The following is a 19,958-nucleotide window of genomic DNA, read 5'->3' as shown; positions in this document are numbered from 1 at the left end:
GAAACCCGGGAAAGATGGCTCCGAGAGCCTGGTTACGCGCGCGCCGCGCGAGCCTCATCATGTGCTCATGCCCGCTCTTGTCACCTTGTCCGGGCGCTCCGTGCGCCTGGAACCTCTCAGCCACGCGGTGATCGACGATCTCGTCGCCGCGGCGAGTGAAGACCGCTCCACTTACGCCTTCACTCGCGTCCCGGACGGCCGGGACGAGATGGTCTCCTATGTGGAGGCCGCCATGGCTGAGCAGGCGGAGGGCCGCACGCTGCCCTTCGCCATCCGGTGGCTGAACACCGACCGCGTGGTCGGTGCCACCCGTCTCATGCACCTGGAGTATTGGCAGGGCCCCATGCCCTGGCCTCCGGGTACACGCGGTGCGGTGGGCGACATCCCGTCCGTGGCGGACATCGGTTACACCTGGCTGGGCGCCTGCGCCCAGGGCACCGGCGTCAACCGGGAGAGCAAGTTCCTCATGCTCTCACTCGCCTTCGAGACCTGGAACGTCCACCGCATCACACTCAAGGCAGATGTCAGGAACGTCCGATCCCGGGCCGCCATCGAGGCCCTCGGCGCACACTTCGACGGGGTGCGGCGAGCGGATAGCCGAGGCGCCGACAACACGGTCCGAGATACGGCCTTCTACTCGATCCTGAACTCCGAATGGCCGCTCGTCCGAGAACGGCTGGCCATGCGGCTCGGACTGGTAGAGGCAGCGTAGGAACATCGGCAACGGCCCCGCCCATACTTTTCCGGGCGGGGCCTGTATTTTTCTGCGTCCCCATCGGCTCTACATGACACGCCCCCGTGTCGGTGCGCCATGTACGGCCTGCCATCAGCATGCGGAGGCACGGTCAACACCTGATCAAAGGCGGATCAACGGTTCGTTCCGGCGATCAGCCCAGTTCTAGGTGGTAAGCGGTACTGGATCTATCATTTGGTCACAAATCGTTCCATTGCCCAGGAGACAGACGGCATGGCTGGTCAGAGCGTTGAGGGCGGGCTGTGGTTCGCCGTGCTCGGTCCCGTCCGCGCGTGGCGCGAGGGGCAGGAACTCGACCTGGGCACCCCGCTGCAACGCTCGATCCTCGGCATGCTGCTCCTGCGGGAGGGCCGCGCGGTCACCCCCGCCGAGATGATCGACGCCGTGTGGGGCGAGGACGCGCCGCCCCGCGCCCTGGGCGCGCTGCGCACGTACGTCTCCCGCCTGCGCACGGTGCTCGAACCCGACCGGCCCGCCCGCTCCCGTCCCGAGCTGCTGACCTCCATCGGCCGGGGCTACGCGCTGCGCCTGCCCGACGACGCGCTCGACCTGACCCGCTTCGAACGCGGCATCGCCGAGGCCGAGGCCGCCCGCAAGTCCGGCCGGCTCTCCGCCGCCGCCGAGGGCATGCGGGCCGCGCTGACCCTGTTCGAGGGCGAGCCGCTGGCCGGAGCCGTCGGCCCGTACGCCGAGCACCAGCGCGACCGCCTGGCCGAACGCCGCGTCAGCGTCATCGAGTCGCTCATGGACCTCGACCTGGAGCTGGGCGAGCACGCCGCGGTCGTGTCCGAGCTGATCGCGCTCACCGCCGAGCACCCCCTGCGCGAACGGCTGCGCGCCCAGCTCATGCTGGCCTACTACCGGTGCGGACGGCAGGGCGACGCACTCAACGTGTTCACCGAGACCCGCGAGGCGCTGATCGACGAGCTGGGCATCGAGCCCGGCAGCGAGCTGACCGCGCTCCACCAGCGCATCCTGGCCGCCGACCCGGCGCTCACCCACGTGCCGCCGCCCGCCGCCCCGGCCGAGCAGGCCGCCGGCGAGCCCGAGGCCGAGGAGGAGCCGCCCGCGCTCGAACTGCCCCGTCCGGCGCAGCTCCCGGCCGCGGTCAACGACTTCACCGGGCGCAAGGAGGTGGCCGTCCGCGTCCACACCCTGCTGTCCTCGCAGTCGTCGGCCGAGGGCGTGCCGGTGGTGGCGTTGTGCGGCATCGGCGGCGTCGGCAAGACCACGCTGGCCGTCCACGTGGCGCACGCGGCCGACGACCTGTTCCCCGACGGCCAGCTCTACGCCGACCTGCGCGGCCACAGCGACGAGGTGACCGCTCCCGAGTCGGCGCTCGGCGGCTTCCTGCGCGCGCTCGGCATCCCGCCGGACGTCATCCCCGACGGCCTGGCCGAACGCTCGGCGCTCTACCGCTCGCTGCTGTCCGACCGGCGCATCCTCGTGCTGCTGGACAACGCCCGCGACGCCGACCAGGTCAGCCCGCTGCTGCCGGGCTCGCCGGGCTGCGCCACGATCGTCACCAGCCGGGCCAAGCTGGCCGACCTGCCCGCGGCCCGGCTGATCGACCTCGACGTCATGGAGCCGGACGAGGCGCTGTCGCTGTTCTCCTCCGTGGCCGGGCCCGAGCGGGTGGCCGCCGAGCACGGCGCCGCCATGGACGTGGTCGCCGCCTGCGGTTTCCTGCCGCTGGCCGTCCGGATCGTGGCCGCGCGGCTGGCCGCCCGCCCCTCCTGGACGGTCGCCTCGCTGGTGCCCAGGCTGGCCGACGAGCAGCGCCGCCTCGACGAGCTGCGCGTGGGCAACCTGGCCGTCGAGGCCACCTTCGCCCTCGGCTACGGCCAGCTCGAACCCGCCCAGGCCCGCGCCTTCCGCCTGCTGTCCCTGCCGAAGGGCCCCGACATCTCGATCGGGGCCGCCGCGGCCGTCCTGGCGATGAACATGTACGAGGCCGAGGAGCTGCTGGAGTCGCTGGTCGACATGAGCCTCCTGGAGGCCACCGCGCCCGGCCGCTACCGCTTCCACGACCTGCTCAGGCTGTTCGCCAGGCGCGTCCTGGACAAGACCGAGCGTCCCGAGGACAAGACGCTGGCGCTGCGCCGGCTGCTCGGCTTCTACCTGGCCTCGTCCCGGTCCGCCCACCGGCTGGCCTACGAGGGCAGCATGATCCCCGACAACCTGGCCGTGGTCGGCAGCGGGCTCACCTTCACCACCGTCGACGAAGCCGTGGCCTGGCTGATCTCCGAGGGCGACTCGCTGTTCGCGGCCATCAACCAGGCCGCGACCACGTCCACCGCCGGCGAGCAGCTCCTGCCCGCCGCCGACATGCTGGTGGCCATGGAACCGCTGCTGGAGGCCGGTACCCACACCCGCGAGTTCGACCAGGGCACCCGCGCGGTGCTCGCCGCCGCGCTGGGCCTCGCCGACGAGGCGAGCGAGCTGCGCTCCCGGTACGTGCTGGGCCGGGTGCTGTTCGCCGGCAACCAGCTCTCGGAGTCCGAGACCCACTTCCGCCGCGTCTACGAGCTCTCCGACACCCGCGACGAGAAGATCGTCACCGGCGAGGTGCTCAACGCGCTGGCCGTCGTCGTCGGCCGGCAGCGCCGCCACACCGAGGCCCTCACCCTGTTCGACGCCGCCTCCCGCTACTACCGCGAGAACGGCGTCCCCGCCGGCGAGGCCCTGGTGCTCAGCTACTCGGCCCGCGACCACCTGGGCCTCGGCCACGCCGAGGACGCCATCGCCGCGGCGGAGAAGGGCCTGGCCATCTTCACCGAGATCGGCAGCGGCGCCGGCACCGCCCGCGCCCGCTACCACCTGGGCATCGTGCTCAGCCGGGTCGGCCGGCTCACCGAGGCGGTGCACCACCACGCCGAGTGCCTGGCCTTCTTCCGCTCCAGCAAGCAGCGGGTCTGGGAGCAACGCGTGTGCTCCCGGCTGGCCGAGACGTTCATCGCCGCCGGGCGCTACCCCGACGCCGTACGCCACGCCGAGCAGGCACTCATGGTCTCCCGCGAGATCGGCCACCCCTACGGCGAGGCGCTGTCGCTCACCGTGCTCGGCCGGGCGCTACGCGGACTGGGCAGCGTCGCGCGGAGCCTCGACTGCCTCAGGCAGGCCTACGACGTCTTCACCAGGCTGGGCGCCCCCGAGGCCGGTGACCTGAAGCTCCTGCTGGACGGCTTCGCCGTCGAACGGTCCGTCGTCGAGTCCTGAGTACAGCTCGTCGTCCAGACGTGTCATCCACACATGGTTGATCAAGGCTGTCCTTAGTCAATGCCGATGGCAGCCCGGCCGGTCATCCTGACCGCCACGCGTCGCCAGGGGGCCCGGTCATCCGGATGCTTCGCGTGACGGCTAGCCGCCTCACACAGACGACCGGCCGGACTCGACGCGGACCTTCGAACCCCCCAGGCCCGCGTCTCGGTCAGAAGCCTCCACCCGCGTGGTCAACGTCGGATCAACGGTGAATCAAAGCAGGAAATAACCCTCGGCGATGAGCGGCCGGACCGCGTCGGCGTTGGGGATCTCGCCGTCGCCGACCAGCTCGGCGATCACGTTGAGCAGCGGCCCGAGCGCCAGCTCGCCGTCGCACACGCCGGCCAGGGCGGCCTCGACGGTGCCGACCTCCCTGCTGCGCCGCAGCCCCTGCGTCTGGCGCAGCACGATGCGGATCGGGTCCTCGGCGCCGGGCAGGCCGACGCGTTCGTCGAGCACCCCTTCGGCCGTGCGCAGCAGCGCCGCGTCGAGGTCGGCGGCGCGGTGGGCGGCGGCGATGGAGTCGAGCACGTCGTCGACGTAGTCGCCGACCGGGAGGGCCACCTGGTGGGGCAGGTGCTCCACGCGCACGACCGGGTCGAGGGTGCCCGAGTTGCGCATGGTGATCCAGCCGAAGCCGATGCCCTCGACCTTGCGCTCGTCGAACCAGGCCAGCCACCGGTCGTAGTGGTCGGTGTAGCCCTTGGTGCCCTGCTCGGCCGCGTCCTTGAGCCACAGCTCGACGTATTCGGCCGGGTCCTGCACGTCACGCTGGACGACCCAGGCGTCGCAGCCGGTCTCGCGCAGCCAGCCGCCGACCCGGTCGTGCCAGTCTTCGCCGTCGACGTGGAGCCAGTTGGCCAGGAAGTGGGCCTGCCCGCCGGGCGCGAGGTGGCGCGGGGTGCGCCGGACCAGGTCGCGGCAGAAGTCGTCGGCGTCGCCGCCGGACTCGCGGTAGGTCAGCGTGCGCTCGGCCCCGGGGGCGATGACGAACGGCGGGTTGCTGACGACCAGGTCGAACAGCTCGCCCTCGACCGGCTCGAACATCGACCCCACCCGCGCGTCGACGCCGGTCACGCCGGACAGCTCCCAGCTCAGCCGGGCCAGCTCCACGGCACGCGGATTGAGGTCGGTGGCCACCACCTGCTCGGCCCGCCCGTCCAGGTGGAGCACCTGGACGCCGCAGCCCGTGCCGAGGTCGAGCGCCCGCGTGACGGGCCGGCGGCTGACGAGCTGGGCCAGGTTGGCCGAGGCGCCCCCGGCCCCCACGACGTGGTCGGCCCGCAACGCCGGGTCGCCGGGCCGGACCTTGCGGTCGGAGACCACGTAGCCGCCGGTCTCCCACGGCTGGAGGTGCACGGTCGCCCTGATCAGGTCGCCGTCGGCGGACACCAGCCCCGACTCCAGGACCGCGGCCGGCACGGATCTGGCCGGCACCGGCACGCCGAGCCACCAGAGCCTGATCAGGGTGCCCAGCGGGTCGCCGTCGGCGGTCGCCCGCAGGGCGGGGACGAGCTCCTCCCGCGCCAGGGCCGAGGCCGCCATGGCGCCGAGCCGGTCGCGGACGCCGTCGATCGTGTAGCCGGTTTCGAGAAGGTGATGGCGCAGTCGTTCCACGGGCACCATCCTTTCACCAGCCACCGACAGTGCTCATACTGTTACTTACACACCCAAGCGTTCTGCAAGCCATGGACAAGTGGGTGGCGGTATCTCTAGGGGTGCAAGACGCCGTACCGAGGAGCCCGCCCCCATGCTGATCCCCTGCTTGGCCTGCGAGTCGCGATTCGGGCCCGACGAGTACTTCAACGCCTGCTCCGACTACAACCGGGGCCTGGACCTGGTCTCGTGGACCTGCCCGCGCTGCGGCAACCGCGACGACCTGCGGGTGCTGCCCGGCGAGCTGGGGTTCGGCTACCCCTCGCGGGGCAGGTTCGACGTGCACGACCGGCTGCGCGTGCCCGGTCTGCGCAGGCAGCGCGGCGACCTGCGGCTGGACATCTCCCTCGACCGCTCCCGCTGGCAGGTCAGGACGCGGATCCGGCAACCGGCCTGACCGGCGCGTACGCGTACGCGGGCGGCTCGCCCCGCAGCAACCGCGCGATGTCCTCCACCAGCGCCTCCGCCAGCTCCTCCAGGCTCTCCCCGGTGGCCTCGGCCAGTCTGGGCGTGAGCACCACGTTCGGCAGCCTGGTCAGCGGGTGGGCCGGATCGAGCCATTCGCCCTCGAAGTGGTCGAGCCCGGCGCCGCCCACCTGGCCCTGGCGCAGCGCGTCCACCAGGGCGGTCAGGTCGTGCAGGGCGCCGCGCGAGGTGTTGAGGTAGATGGCGCCCTGGCGCATCGCGCCGAACTCGCTGTAGCCGAACAGGCCCCTCGTGTCCGGGGTCAGCGGCACGTGCAGCGACACCACGTCGGCCTCCGCCAGCAGCGCGGGCAGGGTGTGCGTGGCCTCGGGGACGAACGGGTCGCAGGTGACCACCCGCATGCCCAGCCCCTGGCAGCGCCAGCGCATGGCCCGGCCGACCCGGCCGAGGCCGACGATGCCGAACGTGCGTCCGGTGAGCCGTCTGCCGCGGTGGCGCTGGGCGGGAGGCACCCTGCCGCGGTGGGCGCGGCCCCTGCGCACCTCGCGGTCGGCGGTGACGATGTTCCTGCTGACCGCGAACAGCAGCGCGAGCGTCAGCTCGGCCACCGCCTCCGGGTCGCGGTCGGGGGCGTGCAGGACGGTGACCCCGCGTTCGGCGGCCAGGCGCAGGTCAACCCCCGTGGGGGCGCCCAGGCTGGCCACGATGTCGATGTGGAGTCCGAGTACCGAGGTGCGAACCTGGTCGCCGTCGGTGATGAGCACGTTCGCGCCGGTCTCGATGACCAGGTCGGCGAGCTGCTCGTCGGTGAAGCCGACGCTCGGCCGGGGAGGAGCCTCGGCCACGTCGGCGACCTCGCCCAGACGGGCGAGCGCGCTCTCCGGCAGGTCGGGCAGCACGAGAGCCCGAGGTCTTCTCACATTTGGACAATAACACCACAGACGGTACTCAGATCATTGCTCCCCGCGCTGGCGGAGACTCTGCCAGGCCGCCTCGCCCAGGCCCTTGATCTCTTCCTCCGTCGGAGTGTGCGCCCCGGCGAACCACAGGCGGCACATCTCCTGCGCCGGCCCGAGCCACAGGACGTAGCACATGGTGGCGTGGACGGGCTGGAGCTGCCCGTTCTTCATGTGCGGCTTCCACCAGTCGGAGACCTGGCGGAAGAACGCGCGCCTGGCCTCGGCCACCTCGGCGCCGCCCGGCTCGTGCTTGCGCGGCGGGCGCTCGCTGACCAGGATCCTGGCCCGCTCGGGGTGCTCGCCGGCCCAGCGCATGTGGAAGGCGACCACGGCCTCGATGCCGGCGCGGGCGTCGTCGTGCTGGACCAGCTCGGCGAGGAACTCCTGCTGGTAGGCGTCGAGGATCTCGGCGTAGAGGACGCCGTAGACATGCTCTTTGCTGGCGAAGTGGTGGTAGAAGCTGCCGACGCTTACACCGCTCTCCTCGCGCAGACTGGCCAGCGTGGTGGCCGAGACACCGTCCTGGCTGAAGCGGCGGAGGGCGCCCTCGATGATGCGGGTGCGGCCGTCGCGTCCGTTCTTGACACTCTTCACACTGTCAATGGTGTGCTACCAGAACCTTGTTCCGCAAATACTCCGGCCAGATCGATCATAGCGGTCACCTCGACCGTCCCGGACGCGACCTTCATCTCGGCGTCCGGCCACAGCCTGCGGATGAGCCTGAGCACCCGCCGGTTCTCGCCCAGCACGTCCATCCCGACCGTACGCGCCCCCCGCACGGCGGCCCTGAGCAGCAACGTGTCGACGAGCCGCGGGCCGAGCCCGTTCCCCTGCCAGCGGTCGGCCACCACGACTGCCACCTCGACGTCGGCGCAGCCGCCCCGGTAGCTCATGGCGTGCCCGACGATCTCGTCCCCGGCGGTGACGACGAGCGCGTCGCGGCGTTCGTCCAGGGTCAGCAGGGTGCGTACGAGGTGCGCGGCCGGGACGGCCAGGCCGGTGAAGAACCGCAGCGTCTGGGTGTGCAGCGACAACCCCGTCAGGAAGCGTCTGATCCGTTCCTCGTCGTCCGGGCGGACCGGGCGGATCTGGGTTCCGTGCATAGACTCAGCCTGCTCCTCGGAGCTGAGTCTGTCAATTGAACTCAGATATAATGCCGAGATGAACGTGCCGTTCCGATTGGGCTTCCGGGTGGACAACTGCTCGATCGAGCGCACCCTGGACATCGTCGGGGAGAAGTGGACCTTCCTGGTGCTGCGCGAGGCGTTCAGCGGCGTGCGCAGGTTCGCCGACATGCAGGCGGTCACCGGCGCCCCCCGCCAGGTGCTCAGCGCGCGCCTGGCCCGGCTGGTCGACGAGGGCCTGCTGCGCAAGGAGCCCTACCGCGAGCCCGGCCAGCGCCAGCGCGACGAATACCGGCTGACCGACAAGGGCCGCGACCTCTATCCGCTGCTCGTCGCGCTCATGCACTGGGGTGACAAATACCTGGCCGACGAGGAGGGCCCGCCGGTCCTGCTCACCCACCGCGACTGCGGCGCCCCCATCGAGCTGCACTTCCGCTGCGCCGAGGGCCACGACGTGGCCGGGCCGCGCGAGGTCACGCCGGTGCCCGGCCCGGGCCCCGGGCTGCGCAGCGTCTAGCGGGCGAGCCGCGTGAGGGAGCACCCGCCCCGGTGCCTAACCTTGAAGGCGTGTACCGGTTCCTGCTGACGCCCCGGTGGCTGGCGCTCCACGTCGTGGTGCTCCTGGTCATCCCCGCCTTCGTGTTCCTGGGCAGGTGGCAGTTCGGGCGTTTCGAGGAGCGGTCCGACAACAAGGACAGGGTGACCGCCAACATCGAGGCCGCCGCCGTCCCGCTCGACCGGCTCGCGGCCCCCGGCCGGCAGGTCGGCGAGGGCGACCGTTACCGCACGGTCGTCGCGTCCGGCACGTACGACACGTCCCACGGCCTGCTCGTCCGCCGCCGCCCGCACGAGGGCCGCAACGGCTTCTACGTCCTGACCCCGCTCGTCACCGGCGACGGCTCCGCGGTGATCGTCAACCGCGGCTGGATCCCGGCCGCCGCCAGCGCCGACGCGGCTCCCCAGGTCCCCGCCCCGCCCACCGGACAGGTAACTGTCACCGGGCGGCTACGTCAGAGCGAGACAGAAGACTCCACCGGCATCCGCGAGCGGTCCGGGCTGCCCGATGGCCAGGTGCTGCTGATCGACGCGGCCAAGATCGGGCAGCGCATGCCGTACCGGCTGGTGGGCGGCTATGTCGAGCTCACCGGGCAGCAGCCGCAGGCCGCTTCCGCGCCCGCTCTGGTGCCCGCCCCCGACGTCGGCTCCGGCGGCGGCCTCAACCTGGCCTACGGGGTGCAGTGGTGGCTGTTCATCGGCATCGCGATCGGCGGCTGGATCCTGCTGATCCGGCGCGAGGTGGCCGAGCGGAAGTCCGGGAGACCCGCCGGCGGGTCCGTGGCGACCCAGGAGGCGGAAACCGCCGCCAATTAAGGTGTGGAGGGTGATCCGCCACATTGAGTTCACCAATCTCCGCAACTTTCGTGACGTAGGTGGATATGCCACCGAGGATGGGCGCACCGTCCGGTGGCAGCGGCTCTACCGGGCCGACTCCCTGGGCTGGCTGGCCGGCGACGACCTGCGGGCCTTCCACGCGCTGCGCGTGCGCACCGTGATCGACCTGCGGCAGCCCGCCGAGGTCGAGCGGGCCGGCCGGGTGCCGGAGACCGAGGGGCTGCGCTACCGGAACCTGCCGATCGAGGGCCGGCCCTGGGACATCGCCCAGTTCAGCGAGGAGATCGGCGTCGAGCGCTACCTCGCCGACCGGTACCTGGAGGTGACCGAGGACGGCGTGGAGAACCTGCGCGCCGCCGTGGAGACGGTCGCCGTCGCGGACAACGCGCCGGTCGTCATCCACTGCGCGGTGGGCAAGGACCGCACCGGCCTGCTCACCGCGCTGATCCTCTCGCTCGCCGGCGTCGCCGAGGACGACATCATCGCCGACTACGCCCTGACCGGCCTGGCGACCGAGCGCTTCATCGCCGACCAGCGCACGAGGCATCCGGACGCCCCGCTGTGGCCGGGGTTCGGCCGGGCCCCCGCCCAGGCCATGCGCCTGTTCCTGGACGACCTGATCGACCGACACGGCTCCGTCGAGGGCTACGTCACCGGCGTGCTCCAGGTCGACCGGGCCACCATCGCGGAACTTCGTGAAAATCTCCTGACTGATTCGATCTCCCGCGGGTAGAAGGCGCCGGGGTCCGCAAGGGGCAGCATCCTCAAGGACCCCACAAGCCCGGGATCGCCCCCATCCCCCTCCAGGCGGTCCCGGGTACGAATGCATGGATACCCAACGGATACGTCGCAGCTTGTTCGACGTTATGCCGTCGTCGTACGGTTACCTGCGTGACTACGCCGCTGCTCCCCGACCCTGACCCCCGGCGGCGCGACTATGTGATCATCTCTGCCGACGATCACCTGATCGAGCCTCCTGACCTCTTCGAGGACAGGCTCCCGGAGAAATACGCCGACGTCGCGCCCAAGGTCGTGGAGACGGACGCCGGTCACCAGGTCTGGCGCTACGGCGGGGCCACGTACCCGTGCGCGGGCATCGACGTGGGCGCCGGGCTGCCACGCGAGCAGTGGACCCTGGATCCGGTCAGGTTCGAGCAGATGCGTCCCGGCTGCCACGACATCGAGGCCCGCGTCCAGGACATGGACGTCGCCGGCATCTGGGCCGCACTGTGCTTCCCCGGCATGCTGGCCGGCCAGGCGGGCATGCCGTTCGCCAGGACCCGCGATCAGGAGCTCGGCCTCGCCCTGGTCAAGGCGTGGAACGACTGGCACATCGACGTCTGGGCCGGCACCTACCCCGAGCGGATCATCGGCCTGCAACTGCCCTGGCTGCCCGATCCCGACGTCGCCGCCAAGGAGATCAGGGCCAACGCCGCCCGCGGCTTCAAGGCCGTGGTCTTCCCCGAGTTCCCGACCAGGCTCAGGCTGCCGTCGATCCACACCGGCCACTGGGACCCGTTCTTCGCCGCCTGCGAGGAGACCGGCACGGTCGTGGCCCTGCACACCGGCGACTCCTCCTGGTCGCCCGTGCCCTCGCCCGACACGCCCATCGAGGCGATCACCACGCTGATGCCCACCAGCGCCATGTTCGCCTGCGCCGACTGGCTCTGGTCGGGCCTGCCGCTGCGCTTCCCCGGGCTGCGCATCCTCATCGTCGAGGGCGGGGTCGGCTGGCTGCCGATGCTGGCCGAGCGCGCCGACTACGCGCTCGACCACCCGGTCGCGGGCGAGGCCGCCTGGGACGGCGGCCTCAAGCCCAGCGAGGTGCTGCGCCGCAACTTCTTCTTCGGCACGCTCGACGACCACGCGCTGTCCGGCGTGCGCCTGGCGGTCGGGCTCGACCACGTGCTGCAGGAGAGCGGTTACCCGCACTCCGACTCGACCTGGCCCGACACCCAGAAGGCCGTGGCCGCGAACCTCGGCGCGCTGCCGCCCGCCGACATCGCCAGGGTCGCCTACGGCAACGCCGCCCGCCTGTTCGGGCACCCGCTGCCCTCGCGCGCCTGGTTGCGGATGGAGGAGATCTAACCCTCGTCCTCGACCAGCCTGGCCTGGATGATCCTGCGCTCGTGCTCGACGTAGCGACCGCTCTCGCCGAGCAGCGAGGCGATCAGCCACAGGAACACGCCGAAGTCGTCGGCCACCCCGATGAGCACCAGGAAGTCGGGGATGACGTCGACCGGCGACAGGATGTAGACCACGCCGAGCGCCATCAGGGCGAGCTTGCCCTTGCCCATGCCTTCGTAGCGGCCGCGGGTGACCGCGCCGATCATGCGCGGGATCGCCCGCACCCTGGTCAACATCCCCGGCGTGCCAGGCTTGGTCACCTCGCGGTACGTCCGCCACGCCGCCGCTGCCCGTGCTGCCTTCGCCATCATGAGGATCCTCCTACCCCCGGCTTCTCACGACATAACGCGTCAGCCGGGTGAGGGGTTCCTGACGATCAGCGCATGGCGGCGTGCTCGAACGGCCTGACCTGCTCGATCTGCGTGGCCACCCGGATCAGCAGATCCTCCCGGCCGGCCGCCGCCACGAGCTGCACGCCGACCGGCATGCCCGCCGCGTTCCTGTGCAGCGGCAGCGAGACGGCGGGCTGGCCGGTCGCGTTGATCGGCGAGGTGTAGGCCACCACCTGCGCGGTCCTGCCGAAGGCGGTGCTGAGGTCGGTGGGCGGGATCCAGCCGAGCGGGAACGGCGCCGCCCCCGACGACGGCATCAGCAGCAGGTCGTTGCCCTCGGCCCACCAGGAGGCCATGCGGCGGCGGAAGCCGTCCACCCACTGGGTGGCCAGGATGTGGTCGGCCGCGCTGTTGGCGCGGGCGGCGGTGACCATGGCCGCGTTGCGCGGTTCGAGCTCGTGCAGCTCCACCGGCCTGCCGCGGGCCGCGCCCAGGCTCACGACGTGCGCGGCGAGGTTGTTGGCGACGATCGCGCCGAAATGCCGGGCGAACTCAGGCTCGGCGAGCGCCGGCGGGCCGCCCGGGGTCACGTCGTGACCGAGGCTCTCCAGCAGCGCCGCCGCCCGGGTGACGGCCTCGGCCAGGGCGGGCTCGGCGGGCACGTCCGGCCTGGGGTGGGCGGTCAGGAAGCCGACGCGCAGCCGTCCTGGGTCGGCGTGCAGTTCGGCGGTCAGGGGGCCGGGCAGCGCGGGGGCGTCGTAGGGGTCGCCCGGCTCGTAGCCGGAGACCGCGTCGAGCGCGGCCGCCGTGTCGCGCACGGTCCTGCTCACGAAGCCGGGGCAGGAGAAGCCGCTCCAGCCCTCGCCCATGGACGGGCCGAGGCTCAGCCGGCCGCGCGTCGGCTTGAGCCCCACCAGGCCGCACAGCGAGGCCGGGACGCGGATCGAGCCGCCGCCGTCGCTCGCCGTGGCCAGCGCGACCATGCCCGCGGCCACCGCCGCCGCCGACCCGCCGCTCGACCCGCCCGCCGAGTACGCCGGGTCGTAGGGGTTGCGGGTGGGGCCGTACGCCACCGGCTCGGTCGTGATCGTGCTGCCGAACTCGGGGGTGTTCGTCCGGCCCAGCAGCACGAAACCGGCCCGGCGCAGGCGGACGACGCCGTGGCCGTCCAGGGCGCCGTCGAGGTCGTCGCGGACCCGTGAGCCCGCGGCGTACGGCTCGCCGGCCTGCCGCCAGCCCAGGTCCTTCAGCAGGATCGGCACGCCGCGGAAGGGCGCGTCCGCCGGGAGGTCGTCGATCTCGGCCAGTGCCCGCTCGAACCGCCGGTGGACGACGGCGTTGAGCTCGCCGTCGTGGGCCTCGACGGCGGCGATGGCGGCCTCGGCCAGCTCGCGGGCCGACACCTGCCCGTCCCTGACCGCCTGGGCCTGGCCGACGGCGTCGAGCCGCAGCACGTCGTCCATCAGCCCTCCCGGACCGGGGCCAGGTCGCGCACGGCCTGCTCGATCGGCACCTCGCCGCCGGGGATGGGCGCGAGCACCGGCGTGTCGAGCCCGTTGTCGACGTACCGGCGGATCCTGGCCCGGCAGGTGGCGGCGTCGCCGTGCACGACGAGGGCGTCGACCACCTCGTCGGGGATGGCCTTGAGCGCGGCCTGGCGGTCGCCCGCCGCCCACGCCTCGTGCATGGGACGCAGCACCTCGCCCCGGCCCAGCCAGTCGTGGAAGGCGGCGTAGGCGGGCACGGTCAGGTAGCTCGCCAGCATCCACCTGGCCATCTCGCGCACCTTGTCGGCGTCCTCGCTCACGCAGACGAACAGGCGGGCGATCAGCTCGGTGTCCGGGCCGATCTCGGCGCGCACCTTGGGCACGTCCTCGGGGGCCAGCCAGTTGGTGATCGCGCCGTCGGCCTCCTCGGCGGCCAGGCGCAACATCCGGGGCCGGAGGGCGGCCAGCACGATCTTGGGGGCGGTCTTCGGCGCCCGTTCCAGCTTGAAGCCCTTGATCTCGAACGTCTCGTACCGCTCGGAGACCTTCTCCCCCGCCAGCGCCCTCCTCAGGAAGCGCAGCGTGTCGCGGGTGCGGGCGTACGGCTTGGCGAACTCCACGGCGTTCCACCGCTCGACGATCGCCGGCGAGGAGGACCCGATGCCGAGCACGAACCGGCCGGGGGCCAGGTCGGCCAGGGTGGCCGCGGACATGGCCAGCAACCCCGGCCCCCGCGTGGAGACCGGGACGATCGCGCTCCCGAGCCTCATACCCGGAGCCCACTGCGTGGCCATCGCCAGCGGGACGAACCCGTCGTTCCCGTTGACCTCGGCCGACCAGGCGTCGGTGTAGCCGAGGCCCGGCAGCTCCGCGATCAGCTCCTGCGACCTGGCCAGGGAACGGTCGTAGAAGGGGATGGTCATGCCCCAGTTCGGCGTCATTCATGGCCTCCGGTTCGGCGACGGTGAGCCGACCATACCAAGCGGCCATACCAAGCGGTATGTCACCGCAAGGAGCCCCCTAGGCCCGCAGTTCGTGCACCGCCGCGATGAAGTCCTTCGTTATCCCCTGCAACCCGGGCAGATGCGACAGCCCCACCAGCCGGTCCACCAGCGGCACCGTGACCTCGATCAGCCGGTACGTCCGCGCGCACCCCGGCGAGGTGTCGTGCACCCAGAACAGCACCATGCCCATCGACAACAACCACAGCAGCTCGGGCAGCTCCGCCCGCAACTCCGCGTTCATCCGGTCCTTCGACCCCTCGACCACCTCGCGGTAGATCCCGATGGACGCCTCCCGCGCCGGCGACGACTGCGCGCTGAACGGGCTCAGCGGGTTCGTCGGCTCGGCCGCGTGCTTGAAGAACTTCACCGCGAACTCGTGGTACGGCTCCGACACGCGCACCCACTCGCGCAGCACCCCGCTCAGCCGCGCGGCGAACGACCTCTCCGTGGCCAGGAACTCCCGGCAGGCCTGCTCGTGCTCGGCCTGCGCACGGTCGTAGTAGGCCTGGATCAGCGCCTCCTTGCTCTCGAAGTAGTAGTAGGCGTTGCCCACTGACACCCCTGCCTCGGCGGCGATGGCACGCATGGTCGTCGCGTCGAAGCCACGCTCACGGAACAGTCGCAAGGCCGTCTCGACGATGACCTCTCGGGTGCTCTCCGATCCTCTGTTTCGGGCTTCGGACACGTTCGTCACTTTACGTCTTGAAAGCGCGGTGGGTCATGGAGTGGCACGGTGATCGCCGCCACAGGGCAAAGATGACTATGAGACATGAGTTATCTCCTGGGAATGGTGGGATTGTCGTTTCAGGCGGAAGGGCTCTTTTCCGCGAAAAGGCATCGACATGTGGATACGTGGAACAGCGCGCACCTTCGTGGTGGCGCTCCTCGGCATTCAGATCACCATAATCGCGCTGGCGTCGGCCGCTTCCGCCGCCTCCCACCCATCAGGTGGAGAGCGGGTTCAGGCGCCAACACCGTTCAACCGTCCTGACGAGACCGGGGGGATGCTCGACCTGTCCCTGTGGTTCCCGGAGGGGATCGACGGACCGTGGACGAACATCCGGCAGGCCGCCGTCGAGGCGGCCCTGGCGGAGACATACCAGGTCGAGCACCACCAGGCGGACCCCGCGGCCGCCAAGTCGCAGCTGTCGAAGGAGGATTCCGAGGAGACGGAGGACGCCTGGGCCGAGGCCGAGGAGGCGTTCGCCGAGCAGTCGGACATGCAGGACCGCGCCGAGCGCTCAGAAGCCGTCACGAGGCCCGCGAGCGTCGAGGAGGCGATGACGCCCCGGAGCCGGCCGCAGAGGTCGCAGCAGCGATCTCAGCTTGATCTGGCCCGTGTGCTGCCCAGGCAGGCCGCCATGCACATGACCCACGCCCTGGCCGCCCGCTGGCTGAAGAGCTCGGGCCTGCGCACGAAGTCGTCGGGCCACTGTACGAGCCGCCACATGCACCACTGCACCTCGCTCGACTCCGTAAGGGCCGGCACGATCGCCCGGATCATCGACCTCAAGCATGACAGCGGCTGCCCGGTCATGGTGACCGGCGGCACCGAGGCGGGCCACGCGCCCGGCCAGTACAGCCACGGAAACGGCTACAAGCTCGACATCACGCACAACGCGTGCATCGACCGCTACATCACCAGGCACCACCGCAAGACGGGCGTCCGCGGCGACGGTGCCGCGCTCTACCGCTCCGCCACCGGAACCGTCTTCGCCAACGAGAGCAGCCACTGGGACATCCTCTTCCGGTGACAGGCCCGCCCGCGGGAGGACACGACTCCCCGGGAAGCGCGAATCGCCGGGGAACGCGACTCTTCCGGGACGACAGAACCGTCCGGGAAAACGCGAAGGACGCCGCACCATGGCACGGCGTCCCCACGGAGTCGGCCGGGCTACAGCTCGGAGGCCACCAGCTCGGCGATCTCAGCCGCGTTGAGCGCGGCACCCTTGCGCAGGTTGTCGCCGCAGACGAACAGGTCGAGCGTGTTCGGGAAGTCGATCGCCTGGCGGACGCGGCCCACGTAGGTCGGGTCGTTGCCGACCACCTCGAGCGGCGTCGGGTAGACGCCGTTGGCCGGGTCGTCCATCAGCACCACCGTCGGCGCCGCCGAGAGCACGCGGTGGGCGTCCTCGACCGTGATCTCACGCTCGAAGCGGGCGTGCACGGCCAGCGAGTGGGTGGTGATCACCGGCACGCGGACGCAGGTCGCCGAGACCTTCAGGTCGGGGATGCCGAGGATCTTGCGCGACTCGTTGCGCAGCTTGAGCTCCTCGGACGCCCAGCCGCCGTCCTTGTACGAGCCCGCCCACGGCACCACGTTGAACGCGATCGGCGCCGGGAACGGCGACTCGTCGGGCAGCTTGCCGGCCAGCGCCTTGCGCACGTCGCCGGCCGTCTGGCCGAGCGAACGGTCGCCGGCCAGGGCCTCGACCTCGTCGTAGAGCCGGGCCGAGCCCGCCACGCCCGCGCCCGACACCGCCTGGTAGGAGGCGACGACGAGCTCCTTGAGCACGTACTCGGCGTGCAGCGCGCCCATGGCCGCCATCATCGACAGCGTGGTGCAGTTGGGGGTCGAGATGATGTTCCTGGGCCGCTCGCGCGCGTCGAGCGGGTTGACCTCGGGCACCACCAGCGGAACGTCGGGCTCCATGCGGAACGTGCCGGACTTGTCGATCGCGATCGCGCCGCGCTCGGCCGCGATCGGCACCCACACGGCCGACACCTCGTCGGGCACGTCGAAGATGGCGATGTCGATGCCGTCGAAGACCTCGGGCGCGAGCGCCTGGACCACGACGTCCTCGCCGCGCACGCTCAGCACCTTGCCCGCCGAGCGCGGGGAGGCGACGAGACGGATCTCGCCCCAGATGTCCTCCCGGGTGGACACGATGTCCCGCATGACGGTGCCGACGGCGCCGGTGGCGCCGATCAGGGCGAGATTGGGCCTGCTCATCGTCCGCTACCTCCGTACACCACTGCTTCGACCTGGTCGGCGTCGAGATCGAAGGCACGGTGGGCGGCCGCCACGGCCGCGTCGACACCGTCCTGCTCGACGATCACCGAGATGCGGATCTCCGAGGTGGAGATCATCTCGATGTTGACCCCCGCGTCGGCGAGGGCCGCGAAGAACGTCGCCGTGACGCCGGGGTGCGAGCGCATGCCCGCGCCGATCAGCGACACCTTCCCGATCTGGTCGTCGAAGAGCAGCGACTCGTAGCCGATGCGGCCCTGGATCTTCTTCAGCGCGGTCAGCGCCACCTGGCTGTCGGCCGTGGGCAGCGTGAAGGAGATGTCCGTGCGGCCCGTGGCCGCGGCCGAGACGTTCTGGACGATCATGTCGATGTTGATCTCGGCGTCGGCCAGCGTTTTGAAGATCGAGGCAGCCTCGCCGACCTTGTCGGGGACCCCGACAACAGTGATCTTGGCCTCGCTCCGGTCGTGCGCGACGCCGGAGATGATCGGCTGCTCCATCTCGGTTCCTTCGGTGTAAGGGTCGGAGACGACCCACGTGCCTTCCGTGGTGCTGAACGAGCTGCGTACGTGGATCGGCAGGTCGAACCGCCGAGCGTACTCGACGCAGCGCAGATGCAGGATCTTCGCGCCGCAGGCCGCCATCTCCATCATCTCGTCGTACGAGATCTTGGGGATCTTGCGGGCGACGGGCACGATGCGGGGGTCGGCCGTGAAGATGCCGTCGACGTCGGTGTAGATCTCGCAGACGTCGGCCTCCAGGGCCGCCGCGAGCGCGACCGCGGTGGTGTCGGAGCCACCGCGGCCCAGCGTGGTGATGTCCTTGGTGTCCTGCGAGACGCCCTGGAACCCGGCCACGATCGCGATGTGACCCTGGTCGAGCGCCTCACGGATGCGGCCCGGCGTCACGTCGATGATGCGCGCCTTGCCGTGGGTGGAGTCGGTGATCACGCCGGCCTGCGAGCCGGTGAACGAGCGCGCCTCGTGGCCGAGGTTGGCGATCGCCATGGCCAGCAGAGCCATCGAGATGCGCTCTCCGGAGGTCAGCAACATGTCGAGCTCGCGGCCCGGAGGCAGCGGCGACACCTGCTCGGCCAGGTCGAGCAGCTCATCCGTCGTGTCACCCATCGCAGAGACGATCACGACCACGTCGTTGCCGGTTTTTTTCGTCGCGACGATCCGCTGCGCGACCCGCTTGATGCAGGACGCGTCGGCGACGGACGAACCACCGTACTTTTGCACAACGAGCGCCACGAGAGTCTCCCGGTCTGGACTGTGAACTGCCAGTCTACTGGGGGCCTCTTATGGGCCTGATGGTTCATACCACTATGTGGATGATCATCACACTGTGGTGGCTTCCTCCGCCACGTCGAGCCGCGAGTGCGCGGCGAGGGCCTGCAACGCGCGCATCGCCGCGCCCGCGTGGTTGCCCCAGGTGTTGAAGTAGGAGTACTGCCACCACCACAACGCCTCGTGCGGACGGCCCGCGTGGAAGTGACGCAGCCCGTGGATGAGGTCGGCGGCCACCGCGGTCAGGTCGTCCGACAGCCGGTACGGCGTGACCGACGTGTCCTTGTACGGGTCGAACACCTCGGCGTAGTCGTCGACCGCCTCCAGCCGCTCGGCCAGCGCCGTGCGCACGCCGTCGATGTCGGGGTCCTCGCTCATCGGCGGCTCGTAGTTGCCCGACAGGATCACGTCGCGGTTGGCGCCGAGCTTGGCGCCGGCCAGGCTCACCTGCGCGACCTCCACCAGGAGCAGCGACCAGATCGCGTCGCCGCCCTCACCGCCGGCGACCCTGGTCAGGCCGTCGACGTAGTTCTGTGCGTGCGCGGCGATCTCTTCGGCGAGCACATCCCACATATCAGACATCCAGGAGCCTCCGTCCTTCGAAAGCACGGCCCAGGGTCACCTCGTCGGCGTACTCGAGGTCACCGCCCACCGGCAGGCCGCTGGCGAGTCGTGTCACTTTGATGCCCATCGGCTTGACCAGACGGGCGAGGTATGTAGCGGTCGCCTCGCCTTCGAGGTTGGGGTCGGTGGCGAGGATGAGCTCGGTGACGCGCCCGTCGGCCAGGCGCGTCATGAGCTCGCGGATGCGCAGGTCGTCGGGGCCGATGCCGTCGATCGGGCTGATCGCGCCGCCGAGCACGTGGTACGTGCCGCGGTACTCGCGCGTCTTCTCGATCGCCACGACGTCCTTCGACTCCTCGACCACGCAGATGACGTGCGTGTCGCGCCGCGGGTCACGGCAGATGCGGCACTCCTCCTCGGCGGCCACGTTGCCGCACACCCGGCAGAAGCGCACCTTGTCCTTGACTTCGAGCAGCGCGTGCGCCAGCCGCCTGACGTCGGCCGGATCGGCCGCCAGCAGGTGGAACGCGATGCGCTGCGCGCTCTTGGGACCGACGCCGGGCAGCATGCCGAGCTCGTCGATCAGGTTCTGGACGACCCCTTCGTACATGC

At 71.0% G+C, this 19,958-nt stretch carries 20 protein-coding genes; 8 read left to right on the top strand and 12 right to left on the bottom strand.

Going from position 1 to position 19,958, the window contains the following annotated elements; translation table 11 throughout:
- Positions 1 to 67 precede the first annotated feature (67 nt).
- Together ACNF49_RS05260 and ACNF49_RS05255 are read left to right on the top strand one after the other, a co-directional pair.
- Positions 68 to 712: a GNAT family N-acetyltransferase gene (locus ACNF49_RS05260; protein ID WP_352318377.1), complete on the top strand. Its 645-nt coding sequence runs from the start codon at positions 68 to 70 to the stop codon at positions 710 to 712.
- 255 nt (positions 713 to 967) lie between these two features.
- On the top strand, positions 968 to 3,973 hold the full coding sequence (locus tag ACNF49_RS05255; RefSeq protein ID WP_482942953.1) for an AfsR/SARP family transcriptional regulator: 3,006 nt from the start codon (positions 968 to 970) through the stop codon (positions 3,971 to 3,973).
- A gap of 255 nt (positions 3,974 to 4,228) precedes the next feature.
- On the opposite strand, the gene ACNF49_RS05250 is transcribed toward ACNF49_RS05255, so the two are convergent.
- Complete coding sequence (locus tag ACNF49_RS05250; RefSeq protein ID WP_482942952.1) at positions 4,229 to 5,641, bottom strand: DUF7059 domain-containing protein; 1,413 nt, start codon at positions 5,639 to 5,641, stop codon at positions 4,229 to 4,231.
- A gap of 124 nt (positions 5,642 to 5,765) precedes the next feature.
- Here ACNF49_RS05250 and ACNF49_RS05245 point away from each other — a divergent pair, with 124 nt between their 5' ends.
- Positions 5,766 to 6,068: a hypothetical protein gene (locus ACNF49_RS05245; protein ID WP_352318383.1), complete on the top strand. Its 303-nt coding sequence runs from the start codon at positions 5,766 to 5,768 to the stop codon at positions 6,066 to 6,068.
- On the opposite strand, the gene ACNF49_RS05240 is transcribed toward ACNF49_RS05245, so the two are convergent.
- From ACNF49_RS05240 to ACNF49_RS05230, 3 genes are read right to left on the bottom strand one after another with little or no spacing between them, the layout of a single operon-like run.
- A complete protein-coding gene (locus ACNF49_RS05240; protein ID WP_357973841.1) occupies positions 6,040 to 7,017 on the bottom strand; it encodes an NAD(P)-dependent oxidoreductase in 978 nt (325 codons plus the stop codon). The two genes, ACNF49_RS05245 and ACNF49_RS05240, sit on opposite strands and share 29 nt — an antisense overlap.
- A gap of 33 nt (positions 7,018 to 7,050) precedes the next feature.
- A complete protein-coding gene (locus tag ACNF49_RS05235) occupies positions 7,051 to 7,650 on the bottom strand; it encodes a TetR/AcrR family transcriptional regulator (RefSeq protein ID WP_357973844.1) in 600 nt (199 codons plus the stop codon).
- Positions 7,647 to 8,159 carry a GNAT family N-acetyltransferase gene (locus tag ACNF49_RS05230; RefSeq protein ID WP_357973847.1) on the bottom strand — a complete coding sequence of 171 codons (513 nt, stop codon included), beginning with the start codon at positions 8,157 to 8,159 and terminating at the stop codon, positions 7,647 to 7,649. Before ACNF49_RS05230 ends, ACNF49_RS05235 begins: the two co-directional genes overlap by 4 nt.
- 58 nt (positions 8,160 to 8,217) lie before the next feature.
- Between ACNF49_RS05230 and ACNF49_RS05225 the strand changes: the two genes are divergently transcribed.
- From ACNF49_RS05225 to ACNF49_RS05210, 4 genes are all read left to right on the top strand, one after another.
- Complete coding sequence (locus tag ACNF49_RS05225) at positions 8,218 to 8,697, top strand: winged helix-turn-helix transcriptional regulator (RefSeq protein WP_357973849.1); 480 nt, start codon at positions 8,218 to 8,220, stop codon at positions 8,695 to 8,697.
- A gap of 32 nt (positions 8,698 to 8,729) precedes the next feature.
- Positions 8,730 to 9,551, top strand: coding sequence for an SURF1 family cytochrome oxidase biogenesis protein (locus ACNF49_RS05220; RefSeq protein ID WP_482942951.1), 822 nt, complete (start codon positions 8,730 to 8,732; stop codon positions 9,549 to 9,551).
- A 10-nt stretch (positions 9,552 to 9,561) separates the two neighbouring features.
- Complete coding sequence (locus ACNF49_RS05215; RefSeq protein WP_482942950.1) at positions 9,562 to 10,305, top strand: tyrosine-protein phosphatase; 744 nt, start codon at positions 9,562 to 9,564, stop codon at positions 10,303 to 10,305.
- Between the two features lie 158 nt (positions 10,306 to 10,463).
- A complete protein-coding gene (locus ACNF49_RS05210) occupies positions 10,464 to 11,660 on the top strand; it encodes an amidohydrolase family protein (protein WP_352318397.1) in 1,197 nt (398 codons plus the stop codon).
- Here ACNF49_RS05210 and ACNF49_RS05205 read toward each other — a convergent pair.
- The 4 genes from ACNF49_RS05205 to ACNF49_RS05190 all read right to left on the bottom strand — a co-directional run bounded on the left by ACNF49_RS05205 (position 11,657) and on the right by ACNF49_RS05190 (position 15,207).
- Positions 11,657 to 12,010 (bottom strand): YkvA family protein, encoded by a 354-nt coding sequence (locus tag ACNF49_RS05205; protein WP_357973858.1) that lies wholly within the window; start codon positions 12,008 to 12,010, stop codon positions 11,657 to 11,659. The two genes, ACNF49_RS05210 and ACNF49_RS05205, sit on opposite strands and share 4 nt — an antisense overlap.
- 65 nt (positions 12,011 to 12,075) lie before the next feature.
- Positions 12,076 to 13,494, bottom strand: coding sequence for an amidase (locus ACNF49_RS05200; protein ID WP_482942949.1), 1,419 nt, complete (start codon positions 13,492 to 13,494; stop codon positions 12,076 to 12,078).
- On the bottom strand, positions 13,494 to 14,459 hold the full coding sequence (locus ACNF49_RS05195) for an LLM class F420-dependent oxidoreductase (protein WP_357973864.1): 966 nt from the start codon (positions 14,457 to 14,459) through the stop codon (positions 13,494 to 13,496). The genes ACNF49_RS05200 and ACNF49_RS05195 overlap by 1 nt, the downstream gene beginning before the upstream one ends.
- Before the next feature lie 79 nt (positions 14,460 to 14,538).
- Positions 14,539 to 15,207, bottom strand: coding sequence for a TetR/AcrR family transcriptional regulator (locus ACNF49_RS05190; protein ID WP_357973867.1), 669 nt, complete (start codon positions 15,205 to 15,207; stop codon positions 14,539 to 14,541).
- A 319-nt stretch (positions 15,208 to 15,526) separates the two neighbouring features.
- Here ACNF49_RS05190 and ACNF49_RS05185 point away from each other — a divergent pair, with 319 nt between their 5' ends.
- Positions 15,527 to 16,276 (top strand): hypothetical protein, encoded by a 750-nt coding sequence (locus ACNF49_RS05185; protein ID WP_357973870.1) that lies wholly within the window; start codon positions 15,527 to 15,529, stop codon positions 16,274 to 16,276.
- Positions 16,277 to 16,416: 140 nt separating this feature from the next.
- On the opposite strand, the gene ACNF49_RS05180 is transcribed toward ACNF49_RS05185, so the two are convergent.
- The 4 genes from ACNF49_RS05180 to recR form a co-directional block, all read right to left on the bottom strand.
- The gene (locus ACNF49_RS05180; protein ID WP_357973873.1) at positions 16,417 to 17,475 is read right to left on the bottom strand and encodes an aspartate-semialdehyde dehydrogenase; all 1,059 of its coding nucleotides are present in this window, start codon (positions 17,473 to 17,475) and stop codon (positions 16,417 to 16,419) included.
- The gene (locus ACNF49_RS05175; RefSeq protein WP_352318411.1) at positions 17,472 to 18,746 is read right to left on the bottom strand and encodes an aspartate kinase; all 1,275 of its coding nucleotides are present in this window, start codon (positions 18,744 to 18,746) and stop codon (positions 17,472 to 17,474) included. The genes ACNF49_RS05180 and ACNF49_RS05175 overlap by 4 nt, the downstream gene beginning before the upstream one ends.
- Positions 18,747 to 18,833: 87 nt before the next feature.
- Positions 18,834 to 19,364 carry a DUF5063 domain-containing protein gene (locus tag ACNF49_RS05170; RefSeq protein ID WP_352362187.1) on the bottom strand — a complete coding sequence of 177 codons (531 nt, stop codon included), beginning with the start codon at positions 19,362 to 19,364 and terminating at the stop codon, positions 18,834 to 18,836.
- Entirely contained in the window at positions 19,357 to 19,956 is a 600-nt protein-coding gene (gene recR, locus ACNF49_RS05165; RefSeq protein ID WP_352362189.1) for a recombination mediator RecR, read from the bottom strand. The genes ACNF49_RS05170 and recR overlap by 8 nt, the downstream gene beginning before the upstream one ends.
- Positions 19,957 to 19,958 lie beyond the last annotated feature (2 nt).

The organism is Actinomadura sp. ATCC 39365 (assembly GCF_054392275.1).
The sequence above is the reverse complement of the archived record's forward strand: the minus strand, read 5'-3'. Positions and strand labels throughout refer to the sequence as shown.